General features: G+C 71.8%; 25 protein-coding genes and 1 tRNA gene. 11 read left to right on the top strand and 15 right to left on the bottom strand.

The genetic code is table 11. The features are described from left to right. The first annotated feature begins 5 nt into the window (after positions 1-5). The gene (locus OJ962_RS07540) at positions 6-509 is read left to right on the top strand and encodes an inorganic diphosphatase (protein ID WP_202955677.1); all 504 of its coding nucleotides are present in this window, start codon (positions 6-8) and stop codon (positions 507-509) included. On the opposite strand, the gene OJ962_RS07545 is transcribed toward OJ962_RS07540, so the two are convergent. Together OJ962_RS07545 and dacB are read right to left on the bottom strand one after the other, a co-directional pair. Further along, positions 493-2,208, bottom strand: a complete 1,716-nt coding sequence (locus tag OJ962_RS07545) for a CocE/NonD family hydrolase (protein ID WP_202955678.1) — start codon at positions 2,206-2,208, stop codon at positions 493-495. The genes OJ962_RS07540 and OJ962_RS07545 overlap by 17 nt on opposite strands. 43 nt (positions 2,209-2,251) lie before the next feature. Beyond that, positions 2,252-3,454 (bottom strand): D-alanyl-D-alanine carboxypeptidase/D-alanyl-D-alanine endopeptidase, encoded by a 1,203-nt coding sequence (gene dacB, locus OJ962_RS07550; protein WP_202955679.1) that lies wholly within the window; start codon positions 3,452-3,454, stop codon positions 2,252-2,254. A 128-nt stretch (positions 3,455-3,582) separates the two neighbouring features. Between dacB and OJ962_RS07555 the strand changes: the two genes are divergently transcribed. After that, complete coding sequence (locus OJ962_RS07555; RefSeq protein ID WP_202955680.1) at positions 3,583-4,818, top strand: patatin-like phospholipase family protein; 1,236 nt, start codon at positions 3,583-3,585, stop codon at positions 4,816-4,818. Here OJ962_RS07555 and OJ962_RS07560 read toward each other — a convergent pair. Both OJ962_RS07560 and OJ962_RS07565 read right to left on the bottom strand, forming a co-directional pair. Continuing rightward, entirely contained in the window at positions 4,804-6,102 is a 1,299-nt protein-coding gene (locus OJ962_RS07560; RefSeq protein ID WP_202955681.1) for a metallophosphoesterase, read from the bottom strand. The genes OJ962_RS07555 and OJ962_RS07560 overlap by 15 nt on opposite strands. Further along, entirely contained in the window at positions 6,099-6,899 is an 801-nt protein-coding gene (locus OJ962_RS07565) for an endonuclease/exonuclease/phosphatase family protein (protein ID WP_202955682.1), read from the bottom strand. Before OJ962_RS07565 ends, OJ962_RS07560 begins: the two co-directional genes overlap by 4 nt. Before the next feature lie 5 nt (positions 6,900-6,904). On the opposite strand from OJ962_RS07565, the gene OJ962_RS07570 reads away from it, so the two are divergent. Then, positions 6,905-7,429, top strand: a complete 525-nt coding sequence (locus OJ962_RS07570) for a MarR family winged helix-turn-helix transcriptional regulator (protein WP_202955683.1) — start codon at positions 6,905-6,907, stop codon at positions 7,427-7,429. On the opposite strand, the gene OJ962_RS07575 is transcribed toward OJ962_RS07570, so the two are convergent. The 3 genes from OJ962_RS07575 to OJ962_RS07585 form a co-directional block, all read right to left on the bottom strand. Next, complete coding sequence (locus OJ962_RS07575) at positions 7,417-9,210, bottom strand: AMP-dependent synthetase/ligase (RefSeq protein WP_202955684.1); 1,794 nt, start codon at positions 9,208-9,210, stop codon at positions 7,417-7,419. The two genes, OJ962_RS07570 and OJ962_RS07575, sit on opposite strands and share 13 nt — an antisense overlap. Before the next feature lie 64 nt (positions 9,211-9,274). Next, on the bottom strand, positions 9,275-9,448 hold the full coding sequence (locus tag OJ962_RS07580; RefSeq protein WP_202955685.1) for a hypothetical protein: 174 nt from the start codon (positions 9,446-9,448) through the stop codon (positions 9,275-9,277). A 102-nt stretch (positions 9,449-9,550) separates the two neighbouring features. After that, positions 9,551-10,360, bottom strand: coding sequence for a Nif3-like dinuclear metal center hexameric protein (locus tag OJ962_RS07585; protein ID WP_270006273.1), 810 nt, complete (start codon positions 10,358-10,360; stop codon positions 9,551-9,553). Positions 10,361-10,422: 62 nt separating this feature from the next. Between OJ962_RS07585 and OJ962_RS07590 the strand changes: the two genes are divergently transcribed. Together OJ962_RS07590 and OJ962_RS07595 are read left to right on the top strand one after the other, a co-directional pair. After that, positions 10,423-12,228, top strand: coding sequence for a sigma-70 family RNA polymerase sigma factor (locus tag OJ962_RS07590; RefSeq protein ID WP_202955687.1), 1,806 nt, complete (start codon positions 10,423-10,425; stop codon positions 12,226-12,228). A 20-nt stretch (positions 12,229-12,248) separates the two neighbouring features. After that, positions 12,249-12,322: transfer RNA gene (locus tag OJ962_RS07595), tRNA-Pro, on the top strand. A 30-nt stretch (positions 12,323-12,352) separates the two neighbouring features. Here the strand turns inward: OJ962_RS07595 and OJ962_RS07600 are convergent. The 5 genes from OJ962_RS07600 to OJ962_RS07620 are packed head-to-tail and all read right to left on the bottom strand — an operon-like array spanning position 12,353 to position 14,741. After that, positions 12,353-12,736: a VanZ family protein gene (locus OJ962_RS07600; RefSeq protein WP_202955688.1), complete on the bottom strand. Its 384-nt coding sequence runs from the start codon at positions 12,734-12,736 to the stop codon at positions 12,353-12,355. Then, positions 12,733-13,125, bottom strand: a complete 393-nt coding sequence (locus OJ962_RS07605) for a hypothetical protein (RefSeq protein ID WP_202955689.1) — start codon at positions 13,123-13,125, stop codon at positions 12,733-12,735. The genes OJ962_RS07600 and OJ962_RS07605 overlap by 4 nt, the downstream gene beginning before the upstream one ends. Continuing rightward, a complete protein-coding gene (locus tag OJ962_RS07610) occupies positions 13,112-13,306 on the bottom strand; it encodes a helix-turn-helix transcriptional regulator (protein ID WP_202955690.1) in 195 nt (64 codons plus the stop codon). Before OJ962_RS07610 ends, OJ962_RS07605 begins: the two co-directional genes overlap by 14 nt. Before the next feature lies 1 nt (position 13,307). Then, positions 13,308-14,204, bottom strand: coding sequence for a serine hydrolase domain-containing protein (locus tag OJ962_RS07615; RefSeq protein ID WP_202955691.1), 897 nt, complete (start codon positions 14,202-14,204; stop codon positions 13,308-13,310). Positions 14,205-14,237: 33 nt separating this feature from the next. After that, complete coding sequence (locus OJ962_RS07620; protein ID WP_202955692.1) at positions 14,238-14,741, bottom strand: universal stress protein; 504 nt, start codon at positions 14,739-14,741, stop codon at positions 14,238-14,240. 62 nt (positions 14,742-14,803) lie between these two features. On the opposite strand from OJ962_RS07620, the gene OJ962_RS07625 reads away from it, so the two are divergent. After that, the gene (locus tag OJ962_RS07625) at positions 14,804-15,274 is read left to right on the top strand and encodes an Lrp/AsnC family transcriptional regulator (protein ID WP_202955693.1); all 471 of its coding nucleotides are present in this window, start codon (positions 14,804-14,806) and stop codon (positions 15,272-15,274) included. Here the strand turns inward: OJ962_RS07625 and OJ962_RS07630 are convergent. Beyond that, positions 15,246-16,343, bottom strand: a complete 1,098-nt coding sequence (locus tag OJ962_RS07630; RefSeq protein WP_202955694.1) for a sensor histidine kinase — start codon at positions 16,341-16,343, stop codon at positions 15,246-15,248. The two genes, OJ962_RS07625 and OJ962_RS07630, sit on opposite strands and share 29 nt — an antisense overlap. 81 nt (positions 16,344-16,424) lie before the next feature. Between OJ962_RS07630 and OJ962_RS07635 the strand changes: the two genes are divergently transcribed. Genes OJ962_RS07635 through OJ962_RS07645 form a run of 3 tightly spaced genes read left to right on the top strand, consistent with a single transcriptional unit; the run spans position 16,425 to position 18,302 of the window. Continuing rightward, a complete protein-coding gene (locus OJ962_RS07635; RefSeq protein ID WP_202955695.1) occupies positions 16,425-16,934 on the top strand; it encodes a DsbA family protein in 510 nt (169 codons plus the stop codon). Beyond that, positions 16,915-18,126 (top strand): hypothetical protein, encoded by a 1,212-nt coding sequence (locus OJ962_RS07640; protein WP_202955696.1) that lies wholly within the window; start codon positions 16,915-16,917, stop codon positions 18,124-18,126. The genes OJ962_RS07635 and OJ962_RS07640 overlap by 20 nt, the downstream gene beginning before the upstream one ends. After that, on the top strand, positions 18,123-18,302 hold the full coding sequence (locus OJ962_RS07645; RefSeq protein ID WP_202955697.1) for a hypothetical protein: 180 nt from the start codon (positions 18,123-18,125) through the stop codon (positions 18,300-18,302). The genes OJ962_RS07640 and OJ962_RS07645 overlap by 4 nt, the downstream gene beginning before the upstream one ends. Here OJ962_RS07645 and OJ962_RS07650 read toward each other — a convergent pair. Together OJ962_RS07650 and OJ962_RS07655 are read right to left on the bottom strand one after the other, a co-directional pair. Next, positions 18,267-19,061 (bottom strand): hypothetical protein, encoded by a 795-nt coding sequence (locus OJ962_RS07650; protein ID WP_202955698.1) that lies wholly within the window; start codon positions 19,059-19,061, stop codon positions 18,267-18,269. The genes OJ962_RS07645 and OJ962_RS07650 overlap by 36 nt on opposite strands. Positions 19,062-19,088: 27 nt before the next feature. After that, positions 19,089-20,975, bottom strand: a complete 1,887-nt coding sequence (locus OJ962_RS07655) for an acetoacetate--CoA ligase (RefSeq protein ID WP_202955699.1) — start codon at positions 20,973-20,975, stop codon at positions 19,089-19,091. Between the two features lie 21 nt (positions 20,976-20,996). Between OJ962_RS07655 and OJ962_RS07660 the strand changes: the two genes are divergently transcribed. Both OJ962_RS07660 and OJ962_RS07665 read left to right on the top strand, forming a co-directional pair. Next, positions 20,997-21,701, top strand: coding sequence for a HipA family kinase (locus OJ962_RS07660; RefSeq protein WP_270006275.1), 705 nt, complete (start codon positions 20,997-20,999; stop codon positions 21,699-21,701). Next, positions 21,694-22,080 carry a DUF3037 domain-containing protein gene (locus tag OJ962_RS07665; RefSeq protein ID WP_202955700.1) on the top strand — a complete coding sequence of 129 codons (387 nt, stop codon included), beginning with the start codon at positions 21,694-21,696 and terminating at the stop codon, positions 22,078-22,080. The genes OJ962_RS07660 and OJ962_RS07665 overlap by 8 nt, the downstream gene beginning before the upstream one ends. Positions 22,081-22,145 lie beyond the last annotated feature (65 nt).

A 22,145-nucleotide genomic window follows, 5' to 3' on the forward strand; every position in this document is an offset into this window, starting at 1 on the left:
GCGCGGTGCCCGACTCACCGCTCGTCGCCGTCGTCGAGATCCCCAAGGGGTCGTCCAACAAGTACGAATGGGACGAGGAGCTGGGGGCGATCAAGCTCGACCGGCTCCTGTTCTCGTCGCTCGGCTATCCGACCGACTACGGCTTCTTCCGCGAGACGCTCGCGGGCGACGGCGACCCGCTGGACGCGATGATCGTCGTCTCGGAGCCGACGTTCCCGGGCTGCCTGATCGAGGTCAAGCCCGTGGCGCTGTTCCGCATGCGCGACGAGAACGCGGAGGACAACAAGATCCTCTGCGTCCCGCTGACGGACCCGAACTGGTCGCACATCGACCGGCTGGACGACCTGCCGATGACGCTGCGCGACGAGATCTCGCACTTCTTCTCGATCTACAAGACGCCCGAGTGGAAGGTCGTCCGCGTGGACGGCTGGTACCCGCGCGAGGAGGCGCTCGAGTCGATCGAGCGCGCTCGCAAGCGGTACGCCGAGCGTTCTAGCGCTTCGTCTTAGGCGCGCAAGTCTTGTAGGTCCGCGTCTCGCGCACGGTCTTGCCCTTGCGCTTGACGGTGACCTTGACCTTCACCGTGCCGCGTGGCTTGCCGCGCAGGTCGATGGTGGCGCGGCCCTTGCGGACCTTCACGCGCTTGCCGTCCACGGTCACCCTGGGGTTCGCGCCGCGCACGCGCAGGCTGAACTTGCGCTTGGACAGGCAGGTGCGCGTGGGGGCAAGGACGTTCGCGCCGCCCGAGATCGCGGCCGCGCCGACGGTCGGCAGGCTCAGGTCGATCCGCGAGAAGGTGATGTTCGCCGCGCCCCGGACCGGGCCGTAGAGCTGCGTGCCGCCGATCAGCTGCAGTGTGTACTTCGCGCCGGCGGGCGCCGAGGCGGCGATCGCCTCGAGCGGGCGGCTGATCGTGTGCGGCTGCCCGTCGAGCGTGACGGGAATCGGGGTGGCCTGATTTCCGACGACGACCTGGCGCTTCTCGTCGACCAGCTGGGCGAAGACGTGCGTGCCGATGCCCGTGCCGGAGTAGGTGAGGGTGAGGGTCGGCTCGCCGACGATCTGCGCGGCCCTCTCGGCCGTGACCGGCACGTTGACGGCGTTGACCGCGCGGCCCGCGCTGGCGATCGTGCCGGAGACGGCGTCGAGCGGGTTGAGGACGAGCGTGCCCTTGCCGGAGGCGGTGACGGGCGCGCCGGGCGGGACGGGATAGTCCGGGGTGGAGCGCCACTGCGCGTCGTCGGCCAGCCACTCGAAGCCCGGACCCGTGTCCACGGAGGTGTCGCCCGCGACGTAGCGCTTGAGCCACGCCACCACCGCGGCCTCGACGTGGCCCTTCGGCCCCGAGCCCGTCAGGCAGACGCCGTGGCCGCCGCAGAACCACATCATCTTCGCGGGCACGCCGCTGATCCGGGCGATCTCGAAGTTGGTGATCGCCTCCTTGAGCGTGAACAGCGTGTCCGCGGTGCCCTGAACGACGAACGTCGGGACCTTGATCTGCCAGACGAGGTCGCCCGGGCCGCGGGAGGCGAACCACGCGCGGTCCTCCTCCGAGAGCTTGCCGGTGGCCGCGCCGGACGTGAACGCGGACAGGATGTGCGGGTCCAGCCGGCCCTTGGAGCCGGGGATGCCGACCGTGGTCAGGCCGGTCGCCCAGCCGCCCTTGACCGTCTCCTCCTTGTAGAGCGAGCTCGTCAGGCTGTGCCAGGCGATGATCGGCGCGATCGCGTCGATGCGCTTGTCCAGCGCGGCGGTCGTGAGCTCGATGCCGCCCGCGTACGACACGCCCGTCATCCCCACCCGCGGGTCGCCCGCCTTGTCGAGCTGCGCCTCGGGCTGCTGGGCGAGCCAGTCGATCAGCGCCATCACGTCCCGCGCCTCCTTGTCGGGCGCGTCGACCGTGACCGTGCCGCCGGAGCTGCCGAACCCGCGGCTGTCCCACGTGAGCACGTTGAACCCCGCCTTGCGCAGCGCGCCGACACCCACGTTGCCGAGCGCCTCGTCGCTGGCCGCTTCCGGGTTCGTCTCCCGCGAGCCGGCCCAGCCGTGACCCTCGAGGATCGTCGGCGCCTTGCCGCCGCCCGGGGACGGGTGGAAGGACAGGACGATCTGGGTGCCGTCGAAGGACGTGATCGTTGCGTCGCGGGCGTGGGCCGCGGCCGGGAGGGCGAACAGCAGCGCGAGGGCGAGGGCGAAGGAGCGGCGCATGGCTCCGCCCTATTACCCCGAAACCAGGTCGGACGATCGAGGCTCAGCCGTCGTAGCGAGCCAGGGCCGTGGTCATGCGGTCCTGCAGCGTGCGGGCGCCGGGCGGGTACACGCCGTTCATCAGGAACGCGAACGCGACGCGGCTGCCGCCCGTCGTGGTGCAGTAGCCCGCGAGCGCCGACACGTCGCGCAGCGTGCCGGTCTTGGCGTGACAGTTGTCCTGGGCGGCCGTGCCGCGCAGGCGGCTCGAGACGGTGCCGTTGCGGCCGATGACCGCCAGCGACGCGTCGAACTCCTCCGCGTGCTCGGTCTCGGCGATGCCCGTGAGCAGGCGGACGACCTCGCGCGGCGTGGTGCGGTTCGCGCGCGAGAGCCCGGAGCCGTCGGCGATCGTCGGCGCGATCTCGAACTGGCGCAGCGTGTCCCGCATGACGGCGGCGCCGCCGGTGGTCGAGCCCTCGCCGCCGAACTGGGCGCCGAGGCTCTTGATCAGCATCTCGGCGATGTAGTTGTCCGACGGGACGTTCATCTGACGCGCGATCGTCGCAACGGGCGGCGACGTCCACTCGCTGAAGGGCGTCATGCCGGTCGGCGCGAGGCCGGATCGCGCGGCGCCGGCGATCTTCACGCCGCGGCGCTCGAGCGCCTTCTCGAACGCGCTCGCGGCAAACTTGGCCGGGCTGGACTGCCAGTACGGTCGGGCCTGACCGGTGCGGCCGTGGTTGTAGGACAGCGCGCTGAGCGGACCGACGTAGCTCGTGAGCTGGAAGTTCGACGACGGCGGGCCGCGGAACGCGTCGAACACCGACTCGTCGCCGATCACGCGGCCCGTGACGCGCTTGAGCCCGCCGTCCGCGAGCCGCTTGGCCAGCGCCGCCGTGGCGGTGGCGTTGAACGTCGGGTCGCCGCCGCCGCGCAGGACGACGTCGCCGGTGACCGTTCCCGTCTCGTCCGGCAGCGCCGACGCCAGCACCGAGGTCGTCAGCGTGCCCTCGGGCCCGTAGAGCAGCATGGCCGTCGCCGCCGTGTAGAGCTTCTCCACGGACGCGGGCATGCGCGCGGTGTCGGCCTTGTGGGCGTAGATCTCCTGCCCTGTGCTCATGTCGACGACGTAGGCCCCGCTGGACCCGCCGGCCCGGGCCATCTCGCGCGCGAGCGCGGTCTTGGTGGCGGGGAGGCCCGCCGCGTGGGCGGAGGAGGCGAGCAGCGCCGCGAGCGCGACGGTGAGAACAATCAGGCGTGCCATGCGCATGTCGAGCCTACGAAACCCGCGGGAAGGACGAAAGTTTTCCTGGTGACCGGGAGTCCGAGCCGCACGGCGAGGACTTCCAGCGACGCGAGCCGCCAGGCGAGCCTCGCCGTAGACTGCACGTGGTGGGCAAAGTCGTCGAGATGAACGCTCCCGCCCGGCGCAAGCGCCGCTCCTCGCGGACCGCGCTGGTCCTCGGCGGCGGCGGCTTCACCGGCGGCGTCTACCAGATCGGCGCGTTGCGGGCGCTGGACCTGCTCTCCTCGAACCGCTCGGTCAACCAGTTCGACATCTACGTCGGCACCAGCGCGGGCGCGCTGATCGCGTCCCTGGTGGCCAACGGCGTCACGCCCGAGCAGATGATGCGCACGGTCAACGACCAGGTGCCGTACTCGCTTCCGCCGCTGGACCGCGAGATGTTCCTGCGCCTGAACAAGGCCGAGTTCGCGCGCACGGCGCTCAAGTTCCCGCTGCACGCGATCAGCGTCGCCCGCAGCGTCGCGTCCTCGATCACGTCGCTGAGCGCGGTCGATCTCATCCTGGCACTGGGCGATGCCCTGCCGTCGGGCATCTACACGGGCGAGGGCGTGGAGGAGTACCTGCGCGAGACGCTCAACGTCGAGGGCCGCACGGACGACTTCCGCCTGCTCGAGCGCGAGCTCTACCTCGCCGCGACGGACCTGGACACGTGCGAGCGGATCGTGCTCGGGGCCGAGGGCTGGGACGACATCCCGATCTCCGCCGCCGTGCGCGCGAGCACCGCCCTGCCGATGGTCTACGCGCCCTACCGCGTGCGCGACCGCGAGCTCGTCGACGGCGGCATCGTCTCCACCACGAACCTCGACATCGCGGTCGAGGCCGGCGCGAAGTTCATCGTCGTCGTCAACCCGCTCGTCCCGTTCATCAACGACTTCTCGAAGTCGATCCCGACCCTGTTCGGCACCCGCGTGCGCCGGGTCAGCGACATGGGCTTCCCGAAGATCGGCTACCAGACGTTCAAGCTGCTCGCTTACCAGCGCCTGCACGAGATGGCCTCGCACTGGAAGGCTCGCTATCCGGGCGTCGACATCGTCCTGATCGAGCCCGACCCCGACGATGAGCTGATGTTCCAGACGAACATCCTCAACTTCGCCTCGCGCGTGGACGTCGCCCGCCACGGCTTCGAGTCGGTCACGCTCAAGCTGGCCAAGGACTACGAGGACATCCGCGAGGTCTGCCGTCGGCACGGCATCGACATCTCGGCCACGCGCGTGCGCAAGGTGGTCCGCCACTTCTCCGCCGAGCGCGAGAAGACCCGCGCCTGGCGGAGAATCCTGGAGCAGACGACCGGCGCCCTGTTGCGCCAGTCAGCCAACGACTAAGGCGTCGCGGGCGGAGACGGGCGAGGGCTCGGAGGTCAGCTCGCGGTCCAGCCAGTCGCTGACCAGCGTGACGTTGCCCGCGACCATCGCGACCGAGGCGGGGCGCGGCGAGGTGGTGCTCGTGCCCGCCGGCATCCGGCACCAGTTCCACCACTCGCCGTCGGTGGCGGTGTTCGCGGGGTCGGCCGCGGCCGCGTGGTGGGCCAGGATGCGTTCCCACTCGCCCGCCTGGAGCTCGACGACCAGCGGACCGTAGTCGTCCGCCGGAAACAGGCGGACGCGGTCGAGCTCGGTGACCGGGCCGGCGGGAAGCTCGGCGATCACGCCGTCGAGCGGCACCTGGGCGCCGTGGTGCGCCAGCGGGACGAATGCGGCATCCGCGCCGCTGGTCACGCGGAACGCATGCGCGATCCGGTCGGGCAGGTAGCGCTCCGCGCCCGTCCGCGAGATCCACCGCTCGGCGGATTCGCCGACGACGTTCGCGGCGGCGGCGTCGAAGGCCGCAACGGCCGGTGTGACCCGCGCGGGCCGGACGGCCGGAGTCGGCACGACGCCGCGGACGACGACCTCCGGACCGAGGTCGGCCACGAGCACGGAGGCGGCGTAGACGTGGGCCTCGCCGGCGGGCGTGCCCGCGAGGGTTCCGGTCCAGGCGCCGAAGTTGTGGCCGCCGATGATCAGGTCCACGGCGGCGGCCCAGGGACGGACAAGTGCTTCCAGCCGGTCGGCGCGGGTGGCGATCGAGTCGGCGCTCGGCCACCACGTGACGCCGTCGTGGAGCAGCGCCACGACCCAGCGCGCGCCGTAGGCCCGCAGCGCGCGGGCGAGCTCGTCGACGCGCCAGTCCGCGCGCGCGGGCGGCGCGTGCGTGAACGCGTCGCCCGACGGGTGCGCGAGCCCGATCACGCCGACGCCGCCCGCGGGCGTGTCGATCAGGGCCGTGGCCGGCAGGCCGACGTCCACGTTCGCGCACAGCATCGGGTAGCGCAGTCGGGCGGCGCCCGCGCGCAGCGCGTCGAGCCCGTCGTCGAAGTCGTGGTTGCCGACTGCGCAGCACGCGATCGGCAGGCCGGCCAGCTCGTCCCAGGGCCGCTCGTCGAGCAGCACCATCGCCGGGCCGACCGTCAGGTCGCCCACGTCGAGCCACAGCGCCGGCCCGCGCTCGAGCTCGCGTTCGAGCAGCCGGGCGACGCCGCTCACGGTTCCCGTCTGTCCGTAGGTCGCGCGCATCGGCACGACGGCGGTGCCGAGGTCGGTCGTGGCGAGGATGCGCAGTGTGGTCATCGCGTCACCAGGTCGGCCATGACGCCGTAGTGGTCACTTGCCCACACGCCGTCGCGCGGCGCATCGAACAGGCGCTGCGCGGCGGCGACGTCGAGCGTCGGACCGCGGTTGTCGCAGCGGACGAAGACGTAGTCGATCCGGCGCGGGATGTCCCACGCCGTCTCGCCCGAGCGGACGAGCGGGTTCTCGGGCGTGAACGTGTGCCCAGGCTCGCCGGGATGCGCGCTCGCCCAGGCGTCGCGGTAGCAGACGCTCTCGCCCTCCAGCGACTGGCGGCCCGTGAGGAAGCGGATGCTGGCCGCGTCCGGCGTGGCGTCGAAGTCACCGGCGATGATCACGTGAGCACCCTCCTCGTGCGCGTGGCGCTCGGCGAAGCGGGCCGCCGCGAGGGCCTGCAGCTCGCGCTCGCGCTCGTATCCCATCTCCCACTTGGGGTTCGCGGCCACAAGCAGCAAGGGCCCGAACGGGGCGCGGATCTCGGCGGCGAGCGTGGCGTCGTCCAGGTGCGCCGTCCGCTCGGTCACGCGCAGGTCGATCTCGGTCACGCGCTGGATCGGCCACCGGCTGGCGAGCGCGATCCCGACCCCCTCGCGGTCGCGCCTGGACTCGTAGACGATCTCGTAGCCGGCGCCGAGCAGATCCTCGGCCAGGTCGTAGTCGTCGGTCTTGGCGGCTTCGACGAAGACCACGAGGTCGGGGTCGGCCGCGCGCAGGCCGTCGCGGAGCGCGGTCCGGCGCGCCTCCCAGTCGCCGTGGCGGGCCCAGACGTTCTGGGCGATCACACGGATAGTATGCATGAGTAATGCATGCTCAGGAGGACCGGACGGCAAACCTGCTCGGAGCGCTCGCGCTCGAGGTCGCCCATGCGCAGCAGGAGGCGGTGAACGCCGTCGTCGGCCAGTCGGGCGCGGCCGCCGCGGCGATCGTGGTGATCGCCGCCCGGCCCGGGTTGACGTTGGAGTACCTGCGCGGGCCGCTCGGCCTCAGCCAGCCCGGAGCGACCCGGCTCGTTGAGCGCCTCGTGGCGGCCGGCTGGGTCGAGCGCTCCGGCCCGGGCGGTCGGCGTGGGCTCGAGCTGCGCCTCGCACCCGCGGGCGAGGCGATCTTCGACGAGCTCCTGCTTGCGCGCCGCGCCGCGGTCAACTCGGTGCTCGCACCGCTCGACGCCGAGCAGCAGGACCAGCTCAGCGCGCTGCTGGAGACGCTGCTCGCCGCTCGGGTCGGCGGCCGTGCCGACCTCGAGCGGGTGTGCCGGCTGTGCGAGCGCCGGGTCTGCGGCCGCTGCCCGGTGGGGGGCGCGATGGACCGCCTGCTTCAGTCCGAGTAGAGCGCGTCGAACTCGCTCGCGTACTTGTCGTTGATGACGTTGCGCTTGACCTTCAGGGTCGGCGTCAGCTCGCCGGTCTCCTGGGACAGGTCGTGGTCGAGCAGGAAGAAGCGCTTGATCTGCTCGACCTGGGCGTACTTCGCGTTCACGCGGTCCACCTCGCCCTGGATGAGCTCGAACACCTTGGGTTCGCGCGAGAGCGCCGCGAGGTCCTCGGGCAGCTCGTGCTCGCGGGCGAAGTGCACGATCTCCTCGGGGTCGAGCGTGATCAGCGCGACCGGGTACGGACGGCGGTCGGCGTGCATGACCGCCTGCGAGATCCAGCGCGAGCGCTTGAGGTCGTTCTCGAGGTTCGCGGGCGTGAGGTTCTTGCCGCCCGCGGTGATCATGATGTCCTTCTTGCGGCCGGTGATCGTGAGGTAGCCCTCGTCGTCGAGCGCGCCGAGGTCGCCGGTGTGCAGCCAGCCTTCGGCGTCGACCTCGCCGAACGCGGTCGTGTCGCCCTCGCCGTAGTAGCCGCGGAAGATGTGCGGGCCGCGGACCAGCACCTCGCCGTCCTCGGCGATCTTGAGCTCGGAGCCCGGGATCGCGCGGCCGACGGTGCCGAGCTTGAAGTCCGCGACCGTGGACGTGGTCGTGACCGTGGAGGTCTCGGTCATGCCGTAGCCCTCCAGCACGGGCGCGCCGCAGGCGTAGAAGAACTCGAGGATCTCCTTGCCGATCGGGGCGGCGCCGGACGTGGCCTGCTTGAGGCGCCCGCCGAAGATGTTGCGGACGTTGGCGTAGAGCTCGGCGTCGGCCTGGTCGAACGCGGCCTGCAGCTGCTCGGGCACCGGCTGCCCGGCGGCCATCATCGCGCGCACCTGCAAGCCGAGTTGCGTCGCGGCCGCGATCTTGGCCGGGTCGTTGTTGCTCGTGACGAGCGTGTAGATCTTCTCGAAGATGCGCGGGACGCTGGGCAGGTAGACGGGCTTGGTCGCCATCAGGTCCGGCACGATCTGCTCACGGCTGCCGCTCCAAAAGATGATCGGCGCGCCGAGGTCGACGCCCAGCAGCTGGATCAGCAGCGCGTAGGAGTGCGCGAGCGGCAGGTACAGGTAGACGGGCTCGCCCGGCTCGATGACGTCGATCTCCTCGCACATGCGGGTGACCGAGCGATAGTTGCCGTGGGTGAGCACGCAACCCTTCGGCGGTCCGGTGGTGCCCGACGTGTACATGATCGTGTACGGGTCCTCGGGCTTGACGGCGGCGATGCGCTCGGCCACCTCGGCGGCGTCGCGCGCGCGGCCGCGCTCGCGGACCTCGTCAAGGGAGATCGCGCCCTCGGCCGGCTCGATCGAGACGATCGCCTCCAGGCCGGGCAGCTGGTCGCGCACGGCGATGAGCTTGGCGACCTGCGACGCGTCCTCAGCGATCGCGAAGCGCGACTCCGAGTTGCCCGCCACCCACGCGCACTCCTCGGGCGAGTTGGTCGGATAGATCGGGACGACGACGCCGCCGGCGGACGTGATGCCGAAGTCGGCGAACGTCCACTCGATACGGGTGGTGCACAGCAGCGCGACGCGCTCCCCGGGATGCAGGCCGAGGTCGATGAGCCCACGGGCGATCTCCGAGACGATCTCGGACAGCTCCGTGTAGCTGAGGTCGGTCCACTCGCCGTCGCGCTTGAAGCGGGCCGCCGGCTGCTCTTGGTAGCGCTCGGCGGCCAGGCTCACGATGTCGGCGATCGTCCGCGAGCCGGTGCCAGACTCGGCTCGCGGGGACGGCGTGGTGTGCTGCATCTCGCTCCTCCTCGACGACGCGGAGGGAGCGATCCTACGCTGCGGGCGCGCTAGGCGCCGCAGCTCACGCTGTCGCTACCTGCCTGGATCCCGATTCTTCCAACGTGGCCATGAACAAGGTCTTGTCGATCCTTCCCTGGAAGATCGGCACGCCCAGTTCCATGCACTTCTCGATCACGTCGCGCCGTTCCATTCCGGCTTCGCGAGCGAGCTCCGTGGGCGTGAGATGGATTGCCATCAGTACGAGTCCTCCTGGTGAGGTTTGCCACGTGGAAGGGACGGTAGCGCCTTCACCGGATGTCCACAACCTGCACCTGCTCAACGTCAGCTAAACCTGCGGTCAGACCGGATTGGAAAGCTCCACGAACACGTGATCGACGCCAAACCGGTCCGCCAGCAGCTCCCCGAGGGCGCGCACGCCGAACGTCTCGGTGGCGTAGTGACCCGCCGCTACGAACGTCATTGCGAGCTCTTCGGCGTCGGCGGTGATGTGCTCGCGCGGCTCCCCGGTGAGGAACGCGTCGAGGCCGAGCGCGGCCGCTTCGTGCAGGGTGTCAGCGGCCGAACCGGACACGATCCCAATACTCCGGATCCCTGTAGCGCTTTTTCCGAGAAGCAGCGGCTCGCGTCCGGTGGCGGCGTGCACACGCGCGCCCAGCTCGTCCCGGGTGAGCGGCTCAGGGAACCGTCCACGGCACCCGATCGCCCGTCCCTTGTAGTCGCCGAACGGCGCCCGCTCCACGCACCCGAGCGCCCGCGCGAGCAACGCGTTGTTGCCCACCTCGGGGTGGGCGTCGAGCGGCAGGTGGTAGGCGACGAGGTTGATGTCGTGCACCAGCAGCGGACGCAGGCGCTCGGCGACCAGCGGCGTCAGGCCGGTGGGGTGGAACTTCCAGAACAGGCCGTGGTGGACGAGCACCAGCTGGGCTCCGAGCTCGACCGCGCGCTCGTGCAGCTCGCGCCGCGCGCTCACGCCGGTCACCACGCGCGTGACCTCTTCTGCGCCCGGCACCTGCAGCCCGTTCGGCCCGAGGTCGTCGAACTCGGAAGGCTTGAGCAACTCGTCGAGAGTCGAAAGGATGTCCGTAATCTGCGCCATTTGGTTTGCGGGTCTGGACTTCGGGCGATCTGCATTCGTGTCGTCCGGCACCCCGGTGACAGGGGCCAGGGTGCGTCTTTTGAGTAGATCAGAGTCCGCGCAGGAGGACCTCGGTGGGTAGGGGAACGAGCGGCGCCGGTGTGGCGTCGCAGATCGACGGTGCACGAAGCCCGGATGACGGCGACGCCAAGCTCGTCGCGCGCGTGCGGCGAGGGGACGACCGGGCGTTCGAGGTCCTCTACGAGCGCTACCACCGCCGGATCCACGCGTACGTGCTCGGGATGGTCAAGGACCACGGGCGCGCCGAGGACGTCACCCAGGAGGTGTTCCTCTCCGCGCTGCGCCGGATGCGGGAGACCGAGCAGCCGCTCGCGTTCAAGCCCTGGCTCTACCAGATCGCCAAGAACGGCTGCATCGACGCCTTCCGCCGCTCCAAGCGCGCCGAGGAGGTCTCCTACGACGCCGACGACGGCCTCGCCCCGGCCGACCACTCCAAGCTCGTCGCGTCCGGCGCCTCGCCCGACGCCGCGGTCGCGGCCAAGCAGGACCTCGACAGCCTCTGCGGCGCGTTCGGCGGCCTGAGCGAGACCCACCACGAGATCCTCGTCCTGCGTGAGCTGGAAGGGCTCAGCTACGCCGAGATCGGCCGCCGCATGGGCATGAGCCGGCCCGCGGTGGAGTCCACCCTGTTCCGCGCGCGTCGCCGGCTGACCGAGGAGTACGACGACATCGTCTCCGGCGCCCGCTGCCAGCGCATCCAGGGCATCATCGTCTCCGCCGCGCAGTCGCGGTTGGGCACGCGTGACACGCGCCGGCTCGCCCGCCATCTCTCGCACTGCCAGCCGTGCCGGCGCGAGGCGCTGGCCGCCGGCGTGGACCGCGAGCTGTTCGCGCGCCCGTCCGTGCGCGAGCGCGTAGCGAACAGGGTCGCGGGCCTGCTGCCGTTCCCGATCTTCGCGAAGTTCCGCAAGGGCGCCGAGGCCGCCGCTCCGCCACCGAGCGGGCGCACGGCCTCGCTGATGCAGCACATGCCGATGCTCTCCGACCACCTGCACAGCGGCTGGGGGAAGGCCGCCGCGGGCGCCGCGGTGATCGTCGCGGGCGTCGGTGCCGGTGTCGGCGTCAAGGAGGCGACCACGAGCGCGCCCCCACCGGCGGTCGCCGAGTCCTCGACGCAGCGCGCCGGAGGCTCTTCGAGCAAGAGCTCGAGCCCGTCACCGACCCCGGCGGGCCGGGACGAGCGGGCGGCGCGGTCGGCCGCGAGGAGCTCCAGCGGCGGCGCCGCCACGGGCAAGAGCGGCAAGTCCGGCAGCGGCGTCGAGAAAGCCGCCGCGCGCGGCGCCGGTGCCACGGGCGCGGCGCCCAAGACGAACGGCGCGGGTCCGACCGGCACCCCCGGCGGCGGCGAGCAGCCTCCCGCCACCGGCGCTCCGGTCACGCCGGTCGCGGCCGCCGAGGAGCGGCGCGAGGAGAAGCCGAGCAAGCCGAAGCCGACGCCGACCTCGACGGCCACCCCGAGCAAGCCGGTGACGTCCCCGGTGACGGAGGAGACCAAGAAGGCGGCCGCGCCCGTCAAGGACGCGGTCAAGCAGACCACGGACGCGGTCAACGAGACGGTCGACCAGACGACCGACGCGGTCGAGCAGACCACCTCCCAGGTCACCGAAGGGCTCAACCAGACCACCCAGCAGACGACCGAGACCGTCGACAAGGTCGTCGAGGGCGTCACGGGCGGCGGTCCGGTGTCCGAGACGGTGGACAAGACCACGGACGCCGTGGACGGCCTCGTCGACGGCACGGGCAAGGTCGTGCAGAAGGTCGTGGGCGGCGTTCTCTACAAGATCGACGCGCTGACCGGCCAGGTCATCGCCACCGTCCAGCTTGTCACGGGGAACAAGAATCCATCCGGCGGCGGTTGACGGCTAGACTGCTTCCCGTTCGGGGCGTGGCGCAGCCTGGTAGCGCGCACCGTTCGGGTCGGTGAGGTCCCCGGTTCAAATCCGGGCGCCCCGATACAAGACGGTCCTTTGACCCGAGAAGGACTCACACGAAGGCCCCGCCCCGGCGGGGCCTTCGTCGTTGGTGGACGAGGATGAGGGCGGCGGCGATGCCGACGCCGGCAGCGTCGATCAGCCAGTCCACCGGTGTGCCGCTGCGGCCTTCGATGAACGTCTGGTGGTACTCGTCGGTCGCCGCGTAGGCGAGCGTGACGAGCACGGCCGCGACGAGCCGCCGGGGCTCGAGCGCCCGGTACCAGAGCAGGCACAGAAGCGCGTACGCCGTGACGTGCGCGCCCTTGCGCAGAACCAGGTCCCAGACACCCAGCCCGGTGCCCAGGCTGGGTTGGTGCGAGAGCGCGAACAGCAGCGCCATCAGCGCCAGCGGCGGCAACAGCCGCGGCCACCGGCGCCGGCTCGGCCGCTTCATCCGCGGGCACGCAGCCACGCGACGGCCGCCACGTACGTGACGCCGCCGATCGCGCCGAGCAGCGCGTACGGGCTGCCGTCCTCGCCGCGCGCGACCTCGACGATGAAGCCGGCGATCACGGCGATCATCACCGTCGTGCCGGCAACGGCGGTCGCGCGCAGGTCGATCATCGCCCAGCGCTCGTCGCGGCCCGGGCCGCCGAGGCCACGCAGCGTCTCGCTGCGGCGCCCGAGCAGGAAGACGGCACCGAGCGCGGCCATGATGGCGAGGGAGATCGCGCCCTGGCCGACGTTGTCGCCGATGGCGAAGGCCGCGAACATCAGGGCACCCAGGAACAGGCAGAACAACGGCATGAACCAACGGCTGCGGACGAACTCATTCGTCGACATGGAACACCTCTTCCACGGTGGTGTCGAAGTAGCGGGCGAGCGCGATCGCCAGCGGCAACGACGGCGTGTAGCGCTCCTTCTCGATCGAGTTGATGGTCTGGCGCGACACGTCCATGGCCTCGGCGAGCTGCTGCTGGGAGAGCCCGCGCGCGGTCCGCAGCGTTCGCACCTCGTTCCTCATCTCAGGCGCACAGCGCCCGGGTGAGTCTGCGCACGGCGGGTCGCTCGTCGGTGGGCTGCTCGTCGACCAGCACCACGACCGTGCGGTCGCCGCGGGTGAAGGCGTGGGTGAGATAGCCGGGAACGGCGCCATTGTGCCCCCAGGCGCGGCCGCACGGCGTCTGGACGCTGAACAGCCCGAGGCCGTACTCGCCGGTGCCGCGCATGGCCTTGAGCTGCTTGCGGGTGAGCAGCCGGTCGAGCGAGCCGTAGAAGCGCGCGAGGTCGCGGCCGGTCGACACGAGCGAGCCGGCGGCGCCGGCCCAGCTGGTGTCCTGCACGGTCACGTCCTCGCCGGCGGCGGTCCCGCGCACGACGCCGCGCACGCGCGGGCCCTCGTCGTAGCTCGTGTATCGCAGCTTCAGCGGCTTGATGATGCGGCGCTCGAGCTCGCGCTCCAGCGGGCGCCGCGTCACCGCCTCGACCACCAGGCCGAGGATCACGTAGTTGGTGTTCGAGTAGGCGAAGCCGGCCTTGCGCGGCATCGCGAGTCCGATGTCCACGAGCTGGCGCGGCTCCCACCGCCGCAGCGGCCACCCCTCGAACACCTGGGGGTCCTCCGAGTGGTTGTTGAGCCCGCTGGTGTGGTTGAGCAGCGCGCGCAGCGGGATCGCGCCGACGCCGGGCACGTAGCGCTCGGCCGGGTCGTCGAGCGAGAGCCGGCCTTCGGCTTCGAGCTGCAGGATGGTGGTCGAGACGAACGTCTTGGTGACGCTGCCCACGCGGAAGCGATCGTCCGGGCGGATCTCGCCACGGGCGGTGATACGGCCGTCGTCGGAGACGACGACGCCGGTCTGCGACGCCTGCGCGGGGGCGGCGAGAAGGGCCAGCACGAGAGCGCTGAGCACGAGGAGCTTCATCGCGGAGCCTCCGGTATGTCGGGTGATGTAAAGCTAGCTTGTCATCGGCGAGATGTCAAGCGAGCTTTCCATCGTGGGCGCCGGCGCGGTCGCCGGCTCCTCGACGGGGGCGCGCGTGAGCAGCACCGGGATCGGGCTCGCGTGCAGGACCTTTTGCGACACGCAGCCGAGCAGGGACTGGTGCAGCCGCCCGTGCCCGTGCGAGCCCATCACGATCAGGTCGAACGCGCCGGACTTCGCGCGCTCGATCAGCGCCTTGGCCGCGGGGCCGTCGACGAGCAGCGTCGTGACGCTGATGTCGCCGGGCAGCGAGTCGGTCGCGTGGCGCAGCAGCTCGGAGTAGTGCTTGACCACCTCGGCGCGCGGCGGCGCGGCGCCCGTGGCCAGCAGGGCGGTCGCCGGGATCGGCGGGATCGCCGTCAGCAGCGTCAGCCGGGCGTGTTGATCGCGCGCCAGCGCCGCCGCGTGCGCAAGGGCCGCGTCCGCGTCCGGCGAGCCATCGACCGCCACCAGGATGTTGCGGTAGACACTGCTCATCTCGCTCTCCTGTTGCGGACTATAGGAGCAAACCCGACGGATCGCGCCTACTCTCAAGTCAAGTGATCGACGGGCTCGACTCTCGACTGCTGCTGACGCTGCGCGCGCACCCGCGGATCGGGCTGGTGGAGGTGGCGCGGCGGCTGGGCGTCGCGCGCGGCACCGTGCAGGCGCGGCTGGAGAAGCTCAGCGCGCGCGGCGTGATCACGGGCTTCGGTCCGGACGTCGAGCCGGCCGAGATGGGCTACCCGGTGCTCGCCTTCGTCGCCCTGGAGATCGTCCAGGGCCGGCTCGACGAGGCGATCGAGGGCCTGCGCGCGGTCCCCGAGGTGCTCGAGGCGCACGGCGTGACGGGCAACAGCGACATCCTGTGCCGCGTCGTGGCGCGCGACAACACGCACCTGCAGGAGGTCATCAACGCGATGCTGCACACGGGCGCGATCCAGCGCTCGACGAGCTCGATCTCGATGACGCGGCAGATCCCCTACCGGATCGACCCGCTGATCAGGGCCGCAGGCGCAGACGGGCCGTGAGCGTCGTGCCCGCGCCTCGCGGGCTGTCGACGCGCAACGTCCCGCCCAGCGACTCCACGCGGGCTCGCAGGCCCTGCAGCCCGGTGCCGGCCGAGGGACACGCGCCGCCGCGGCCGTCGTCGGCGATGCGCACCTCCCACGCGTCGCGTTCGCCGCGCACGGTCACGCGCAGCGAAGTCGCCGCCGCGTGCTTGATCGCGTTCGTGAGCGCCTCGGACACGAGAAACCAGACGGTGGCTTCGACCACCGCTCCCGGCCGCTCCTCGGGCAGCGCCTCGATCACGAGCGGGAGCGGCGACTGGACGGCCAGCGCCGTCAGCGCGGGACGCAGGCCGCGCTCGAGCCCGACCGGGTGCAGGCCCTTGACGAGCTCGCGCAGCTCGCGTCCGGCGATCGACGCCTGCTCGCGCGCCGTCGCCAGGCGCTCGACGGCCTTCGCGGGATCCGCCTCCAGCTCGCGCAGCGCGAGGTCCAGCGCCTGCCCGAGCACCACCAGCCGCTGCTGGGCGCCGTCGTGCAGATCGCGCCCGATCCGCCGGCGCTCCTCGTCCGCGGCGCGCAGCAGCGCCGCCTCCTGGCGGCGGCGCTCGAGCTCGGCGGCCGCGCGGGCGGCGAAGATCCGCAGCGCCTGCAGCTCGCTCGGTGCCGGCTGGAACGGCGTCGCGCGCACCACCACGCCGATGTGGCCGATCGGCCAGCCGCGCGCGTCGCGCAACGCGATCGCCAGGTACCCGTCCAGCTGATAGGTGCGCAGGAAGCGGTCCTCCGGGTAGCGCAGCCGGGCGCCGCGGGGCACGAGGAAAATGTCGTGCCGGTAGGCGTGCTCGCACGGCGTGCCCGCGAGCTTGAACACGCACCCCTCGCGCAGCTCGATCCCGGGCTTGCCGGCGCTCGCGAGCGTGCACGCGTCACCGTCGCCGCACAGCTCGGCGACGAACGCCAGCTCGGCGTCCAGCGCGCCCGCGAGCTCGGTCACCAGCCGGCGCAGGAACGCCTTGCCGACGACGCCGGCGGTCCCGGCGGCCAGGCGCGTGAGCAGCGAGCTCTCTTCGAGGTTGGGGGCGGCCATACGGGGCGACTCGCGATCCTACGGCCGCTGCTGACCCCGGTCAGTGGGGCTGCCACTCCGGCGGGTACGGTTACCCCCCGCATGCTGAAGCCCCCGTTCGTCCGCAGCTACGACCACCACGTCGGCGAGGCGGGCCCCGTGCTCGTCCTGTTCGGCGACTACGAGGATCCCGAGACCGCCGCCGCCCACCGGGCGGTCACGGCGCTGCGCGAGCGCTGGGACGGCTTCACCTACGCCTGGCGTCACCTGCCGATGGCCGAGGATCACCCGAACGCCAACGGCGCCGCGCTGGCCGCCGAGTGCGCCGGCGCCCAGGACGCGTTCTGGGCGTTCCATCACGTCCTGCTCGCGCGTCAGGATGCCCTGTCCGTGCCTGACCTCATCAACTACGCCGGCCACATCGGGCTGGACGTCACGACCCTGATGCAGGACATGATGGACGAGCGCCACGCCGACCGGATCGTGGACAACATCCGCAGCGCGGTGGACTCGGGCGCGCGGCGGGCGCCCGCGATCTTCATCGCGGGCGATCGCTACGAGGGCGAGCTGGACGCGCTGGAGGACGCGCTGCGTGCAGCCCTGGCCGGGTGAGGTCCTCGAGGAACGCGCGGGGGAGATCGCGGTCGCCTTCGCGGCGCTGCTGACGCGGCAGGCGGGCTGGCGGCACCGCCGCGTGGAGACCATCGCCGTGCTCTCGCACGAGGAGGTCCGGCGCTCGGTGTCGGTGGACTTCACCGTGCCGTTCGAGCACCGCGACGAGCTGCGGCTCTCCGACGGCGAGTGGGTCGTGCCGCTCGCGGTGCTCGACAAGCGCAAGCTCGTCCACTTCGACCTGTTCGGCGAGGACGGCTACGCGCTGCCGCTCGTGCGCTCGGACGAGGTGCGCCTGATCGCGCGCGAGCTGCTGTACCTGATGCTGGACATCGAGCTCGAGGACGCCGAGCCGGGCTTCGACGCGAGCGACCTGATCGAGCGCGTGCTCGCGGCCGGCCCGGAAGACGTCGAGGCCGTGACCGCGCGCGTGGACGCGGTGGCCGGGCAGGCGCCGGAGTTCGCCGCGCTGGCCCGGGTGCTCACGAGCAAGTTCCTGCTGTGCGCGGTGCTGGACACCGTCGCCAAGCGGCGCATCGTCAAGTTCGCCTACGACGAGCCGCTCGGGCGGCCGGACCGCCGCTCGCACTTCTACGGCACGCAGGGCTGCACCGAGGCGGCGAGCTACCACGTGGAGCTGAGCGTGCCGGAGGGGATGCGCGCGCGCAGCGCGGACATCGTCGACAACCGCACGGGCGAGCTGCTGCTGGAAGGGCCGCGGGACTCCGACCGGCCGGGGCTGCACTACATGGCGAGCACCGGGGCCGAGATCGAGCCCGGGCTGCGCGTCAAGTACGCCCCCGAGCGCAGCGGGTTCCTCGTGCCGGCGATGCTCGTGGCGTGGGTGCTCACGCTGGAGCTCGGCTTGGCGTGGGCGTTCGCCGACCTGCACGGGATCGCGCGCTCCGGCGGTCCGGCGGTGGCGGTGCTGCTGTCGGTCTCGGCGGTGTTCTCGAGCCTCGTGCTCCGCGCGGGCGAGCATCCGCTGGTGCAGCTCGTGCTGGCGCGCTACCGCATGCTGCTGGGCACGGCGACGCTCGCCGCGGTGGCCGCGGGCGGCACGCTCGCGTTCCGTGGCTCGGAGACCCTGCTCAGCTGGACGTGGGGCGTCGGCGCGCTGGTGGCGCTTGCCACGGCCGGTATCCTGTCCATTGAGGTCGTCCGTGCACCGGCGACCGCCAAACGCCCATGAGCCTGGCCGATTTCTTCCGCCGCGAACCCAAGTCCCTGAAAGGGATCAAGGACCGTTCGGGTGGTACTCCGGGCGCGGAGGGCGCGCTGCCCCCGCTCAAGCCGATCACCGGCGAGCAGGCGCGGGCGGCGCTGAAGCGCTCACGCGCGCGCCGGGAAGCCAACGGCACCGCGTAAGACGCCGTAGATCCCCAGCGCGAGCAGCGCGATCATGCCCGCGTACCAGCCGGCGCCGCCGCTCACGTCATCCGGGTGCAGCACCGGCAGCAGGAGCAGCAGCACGCACCAGCACGTCATCGTCGCGTAGCCGATGAACGCCTCGTGCGGCCGCCGCAGGCCGACCGCGCTGCTCACCAGCAGCGTGCCGAAGAGCGCGTACCAGGCGGCGACGGCGCGGGCGAGCAGCGGCGTGAGCGTCCACGGCCAGTGCTCGAGCAGGTCCTCGGGGAACAGGTACAGCGCGGCCGCGCCGATCAGCATCACCGTCCCGACCACGGCCGAGATCGCGCGCAGCCGCTTCAGCCGCGGGTCGGCCGGCGGCGCGGGCTCGGCGGCGCGGCGCTGGCGCCAGACCAGGAACGGCACCGCGAACGGCACGCCCACGTACACGCCCGTCCACACCCACGTCAGCGGGTAGTCCCAGAAGAAGCGGTCCTCGTGGATGAACGTCGCCAGCGCGAGCGACGTCGCCAGCACCCACAGCGCGACCGGCAGCGTGGAGAACGTGCGCCACTCCCGCGCGCGCCAGAGCACGAGCCCGGTCGCGAGCGTGCCGGCGAGAAAGCCCGCGCCGATGAAGGCGGCGTTCACGGGCGGCTTGATCGACCACGCGTAGTCCGTGTCCGCCAGGCCGGGGAGGAAGTAGAGCCAGACGCCGTTCGCGGCGGCGAGCACGAACAGGATCCAGATGCCGGATCTCGTGAGCGGTTGCACCATCGCGGCGGACCGTCCCACACGCGGGCGTCACTGGGAAGTACGGCTAGCCGCCAGCTCCACGAAGGGATCGAGCGCCGCCGGGTTCGCGAGCGAGTCGCGGGAGGCGGCCTGGTCGGGCGGCGTGCCCATGAGGATGCGCTTGACGGGCAGCTCGAGCACCTTGCCCGAGAGCGTGCGCGGGACTTCAGAGACCTCGATCACGTCGCTCGGCACGTGGCGCGGCGAGCAGTCCTCGCGCACGCGCTTGCGGATCTCCGCGACGATCTCGTCCGTCAGCGGCTCACGCAGCACCACGAACAGCGGCATCCAGGCGTCCTCGCCCTCCACCGGCACGTCGACCACGAGCGCATCGGTCACCGCGTCCACGGCGAGCACGGCGCGGTAGATCTCGGCCGTGCCCATGCGGATGCCGCCGCGGTTTATGGTCGCGTCGGAGCGGCCGGAGATGATCGCGGTGCCGCGCTCGGTGATCTCGATCCAATCCCCGTGGCGCCAGACGCCGGGATAGGTGTCGAAGTACGCGTCGCGGTACTTGGAGCCGTCCTCGTCGCCCCAGAAGTAGATCGGCATCGAGGGCATCGGCTTGGTCAGCACGAGCTCGCCCACCTGCCCGATGTGCGGCTTGCCCTCGGGGTCCCAGGACTCCACGGCGGCGCCGAGCGAACGCGCCTGCAGCTCGCCCTCGTACACGGGCAGCTCGGGCACGCCGCCGACGAACGCCGTGCACAGGTCGGTGCCGCCGCTCGTGCTGAACAGCCAGGTGTCGGAGCCGACGTGCTCGTAGACCCAGCGGAAGCCGTCGGGGGACAGCGGGGAGCCGGTGGAGCCGACCGCGCGCAGGTCGGACAGGTCGCGGCCTTGAGCGGGCTCGACGCCGCCCTTCATGCACGCGCCGATGTAGCTCGCGCTCGTCCCGAACGTCGTCATCCGCGTGCGGGCGGCGAAGTCCCACAGCGCGTCCAGCGACGGGTAGCCGGGCGAGCCGTCGTAGAGCAGGATCGTGGCCTCCGTGAGCAGCCCGCTCACGATGAAGTTCCACATCATCCAGCCGGTGGTGGTGAACCAGAAGAGCCGGTCGCCGGGCTGTGCGTCCACGTGCAGGTGCAGGACCTTCAGGTGCTCGAGCAGGATGCCGCCCTGGGACTGCACGATCGCCTTCGGCAGGCCGGTGGTGCCGGACGAGTACAGCACCCACAGCGGGTGGTCGAACGCGACGCGGTCGAACGTGAGCGGCTCTTCGGTGGCTGGGAAGTCGTCCTCGTCGAGGATCACCGTGCGCGCGCCCGGCATCGCGGCCGTGATCTGCTCGAGCGCCTCCGTGCGGTCGAACTCGCGGCCGTTGTAGCGGTAGCGGCGCACGGCGAGCAGGACCGTGGGCTCGATCTGCGCGAAGCGGTCGATGACGCTGCGCGGTCCGAAGTCCGGGGAGCAGCTCGACCACACCGCGCCGAGCGAAGCGGCGGCCAGGAACGCGGCGACGGTCTCCGGGATGTTCGGCAGGTAGGCCGCGACGCGATCGCCGCGCCCGACGCCGAGCGCCTTCAGCCCGGCCGCGAAGCGCGCCGTCTGCGCTCGCAGCTCGCCCCACGTGATGTGCGCGTCCTCGCGGTCCTCGCCGCCGGCGATGATCGCGAGCTGGTCGGGCTCACGGTCCGCGAACGCCTGCTCGGCGTAGTTGACGAGCGTGCCCGGGAACCACTGCGCGCCCGGCATGTCCGCCGACGCCAGCACCGTGTCGCCGCGCTGGAAGCGGCTGTAGCGATCCCAGATCGAGGCCCAGAACGCCTCGGTCTCGGTGACCGACCAGCGCCACAGCGCGTCATAGGACTCGAACCCGCGTTCGCGGCGGTAGGCGCCGAGCGCGCAGCGCTGCAGGAGAGCGTCAGGCGGGGTCCACAGCACCGGGGGCGTCATGAGTTCGCCATCATCTCACGCGTGCTGCGTACGGTGACCGCCACGCGCTACGTCACCCCGCTGCGCGAGGGAGGGTCGCTGCCGGGCCTGGTCGAGGCCGACGACGACGGCCTCTACGTGCTCAAGTTCCGCGGCGCGGGGCAGGGGCCGAAGGCGCTGGCGGCCGAGATCGTGGCCGGCGAGCTCGCGCGCGATCTGGGGCTGCCGGTGCCCGAGCTCGTGCTGCTCGAGCTCGATCCCGCGCTCGGGGCCGCGGAGCCGGACCCGGAGATCCAGGAGCTCATCCAGGCCTCAGCCGGCATCAACCTCGGCGTCGACTTCCTGCCCGGCTCGCTGCCGTATGACCCGACCGACCCACCGGACGCCGACCTCGCCGCCGATGTCGTCTGGCTGGACGCGCTGATCACCAACGTGGACCGCACGCCGCGCAACCCGAACCTGCTGCGCTGGCACGGGAACCTGTGGCTGATCGACCACGGCGCCTCGCTGTACGCGTTCCACGGGCCCGATCCACTGAGCCGCGCGCGCGGCGCGTTCCCGCCGATCCGCGACCACGTGCTGCTGCCGGCGGCGTCGAGCGTCGCGGCCGCGGACGAGCGGCTCGCGGGCAGGGCCGACCCGGCGCGGGCGGCCTCGCTCGTCCCCGAGGAGTGGGCTGACGGCAGCGCCTACGGCGAGTTCCTGACCCAGCGCCTGGATGCGCCGCGGGTGTGGGCCGATGTCTGAGCGCAAGCCGTTCCAGTACGCGGCGTTGCGGATCGTCCCGCGTGTGGAGCGCGGCGAGGCGGTCAACGCCGGCGTGGTGCTGTTCTGCCGCCCGCTGCGGTTCCTGGGTGCCAAGACGCAGCTCGACGAGGCGCTGCTGCGGGCGCTGGCCCCCGACTGCGAGCCGGTGGCCGTGGCCAAGACGCTGACGATGATGGAGCGGATCGCCGCGGGGGACCCGGACGGCGGGCCGATCGCGCAGCTGCCGCCCTCCGAGCGCTTCCACTGGCTCGTCGCGCCCGCGAGCACGATCGTCCAGCCCGGGCCGGTGCACACGGGCCTCACGAGCGATCCGGTCGCAGAGCTCGACCGGCTGTTCGTGCGGCTTGTGGAACGGTAAGGGGTTCACGTCCGTATAGCGGGTGTGACGCGTAGACTCGTGGAAGCCGGATGCCCTACCTGACG

The sequence above is a fragment of the Solirubrobacter deserti genome (assembly GCF_027587175.1).
Taxonomy (GTDB): domain Bacteria; phylum Actinomycetota; class Thermoleophilia; order Solirubrobacterales; family Solirubrobacteraceae; genus Solirubrobacter; species Solirubrobacter deserti.

Coding starts and splice junctions, on each gene's coding strand:
- OJ962_RS07570 (WP_202955683.1), top strand. CDS start 6,905: ATGCATGCTCAGGAGGACCGGACGGCAAACCTGCTCGGAGCGCTCGCG.
- OJ962_RS07610 (WP_202955690.1), bottom strand. CDS start 13,306: ATGAGGAACGAGGTGCGAACGCTGCGGACCGCGCGCGGGCTCTCCCAG.
- OJ962_RS07635 (WP_202955695.1), top strand. CDS start 16,425: ATGCTGAAGCCCCCGTTCGTCCGCAGCTACGACCACCACGTCGGCGAG.
- OJ962_RS07580 (WP_202955685.1), bottom strand. CDS start 9,448: ATGGCAATCCATCTCACGCCCACGGAGCTCGCTCGCGAAGCCGGAATG.
- OJ962_RS07545 (WP_202955678.1), bottom strand. CDS start 2,208: ATGCGCCGCTCCTTCGCCCTCGCCCTCGCGCTGCTGTTCGCCCTCCCG.
- OJ962_RS07565 (WP_202955682.1), bottom strand. CDS start 6,899: ATGCATACTATCCGTGTGATCGCCCAGAACGTCTGGGCCCGCCACGGC.
- OJ962_RS07600 (WP_202955688.1), bottom strand. CDS start 12,736: ATGAAGCGGCCGAGCCGGCGCCGGTGGCCGCGGCTGTTGCCGCCGCTG.
- OJ962_RS07645 (WP_202955697.1), top strand. CDS start 18,123: ATGAGCCTGGCCGATTTCTTCCGCCGCGAACCCAAGTCCCTGAAAGGG.
- OJ962_RS07605 (WP_202955689.1), bottom strand. CDS start 13,125: ATGTCGACGAATGAGTTCGTCCGCAGCCGTTGGTTCATGCCGTTGTTC.
- OJ962_RS07620 (WP_202955692.1), bottom strand. CDS start 14,741: ATGAGCAGTGTCTACCGCAACATCCTGGTGGCGGTCGATGGCTCGCCG.
- OJ962_RS07655 (WP_202955699.1), bottom strand. CDS start 20,975: ATGACGCCCCCGGTGCTGTGGACCCCGCCTGACGCTCTCCTGCAGCGC.
- OJ962_RS07630 (WP_202955694.1), bottom strand. CDS start 16,343: ATGGCCGCCCCCAACCTCGAAGAGAGCTCGCTGCTCACGCGCCTGGCC.
- dacB (WP_202955679.1), bottom strand. CDS start 3,454: ATGGCACGCCTGATTGTTCTCACCGTCGCGCTCGCGGCGCTGCTCGCC.
- OJ962_RS07560 (WP_202955681.1), bottom strand. CDS start 6,102: ATGACCACACTGCGCATCCTCGCCACGACCGACCTCGGCACCGCCGTC.
- OJ962_RS07575 (WP_202955684.1), bottom strand. CDS start 9,210: ATGCAGCACACCACGCCGTCCCCGCGAGCCGAGTCTGGCACCGGCTCG.
- OJ962_RS07665 (WP_202955700.1), top strand. CDS start 21,694: ATGTCTGAGCGCAAGCCGTTCCAGTACGCGGCGTTGCGGATCGTCCCG.
- OJ962_RS07650 (WP_202955698.1), bottom strand. CDS start 19,061: ATGGTGCAACCGCTCACGAGATCCGGCATCTGGATCCTGTTCGTGCTC.
- OJ962_RS07615 (WP_202955691.1), bottom strand. CDS start 14,204: ATGAAGCTCCTCGTGCTCAGCGCTCTCGTGCTGGCCCTTCTCGCCGCC.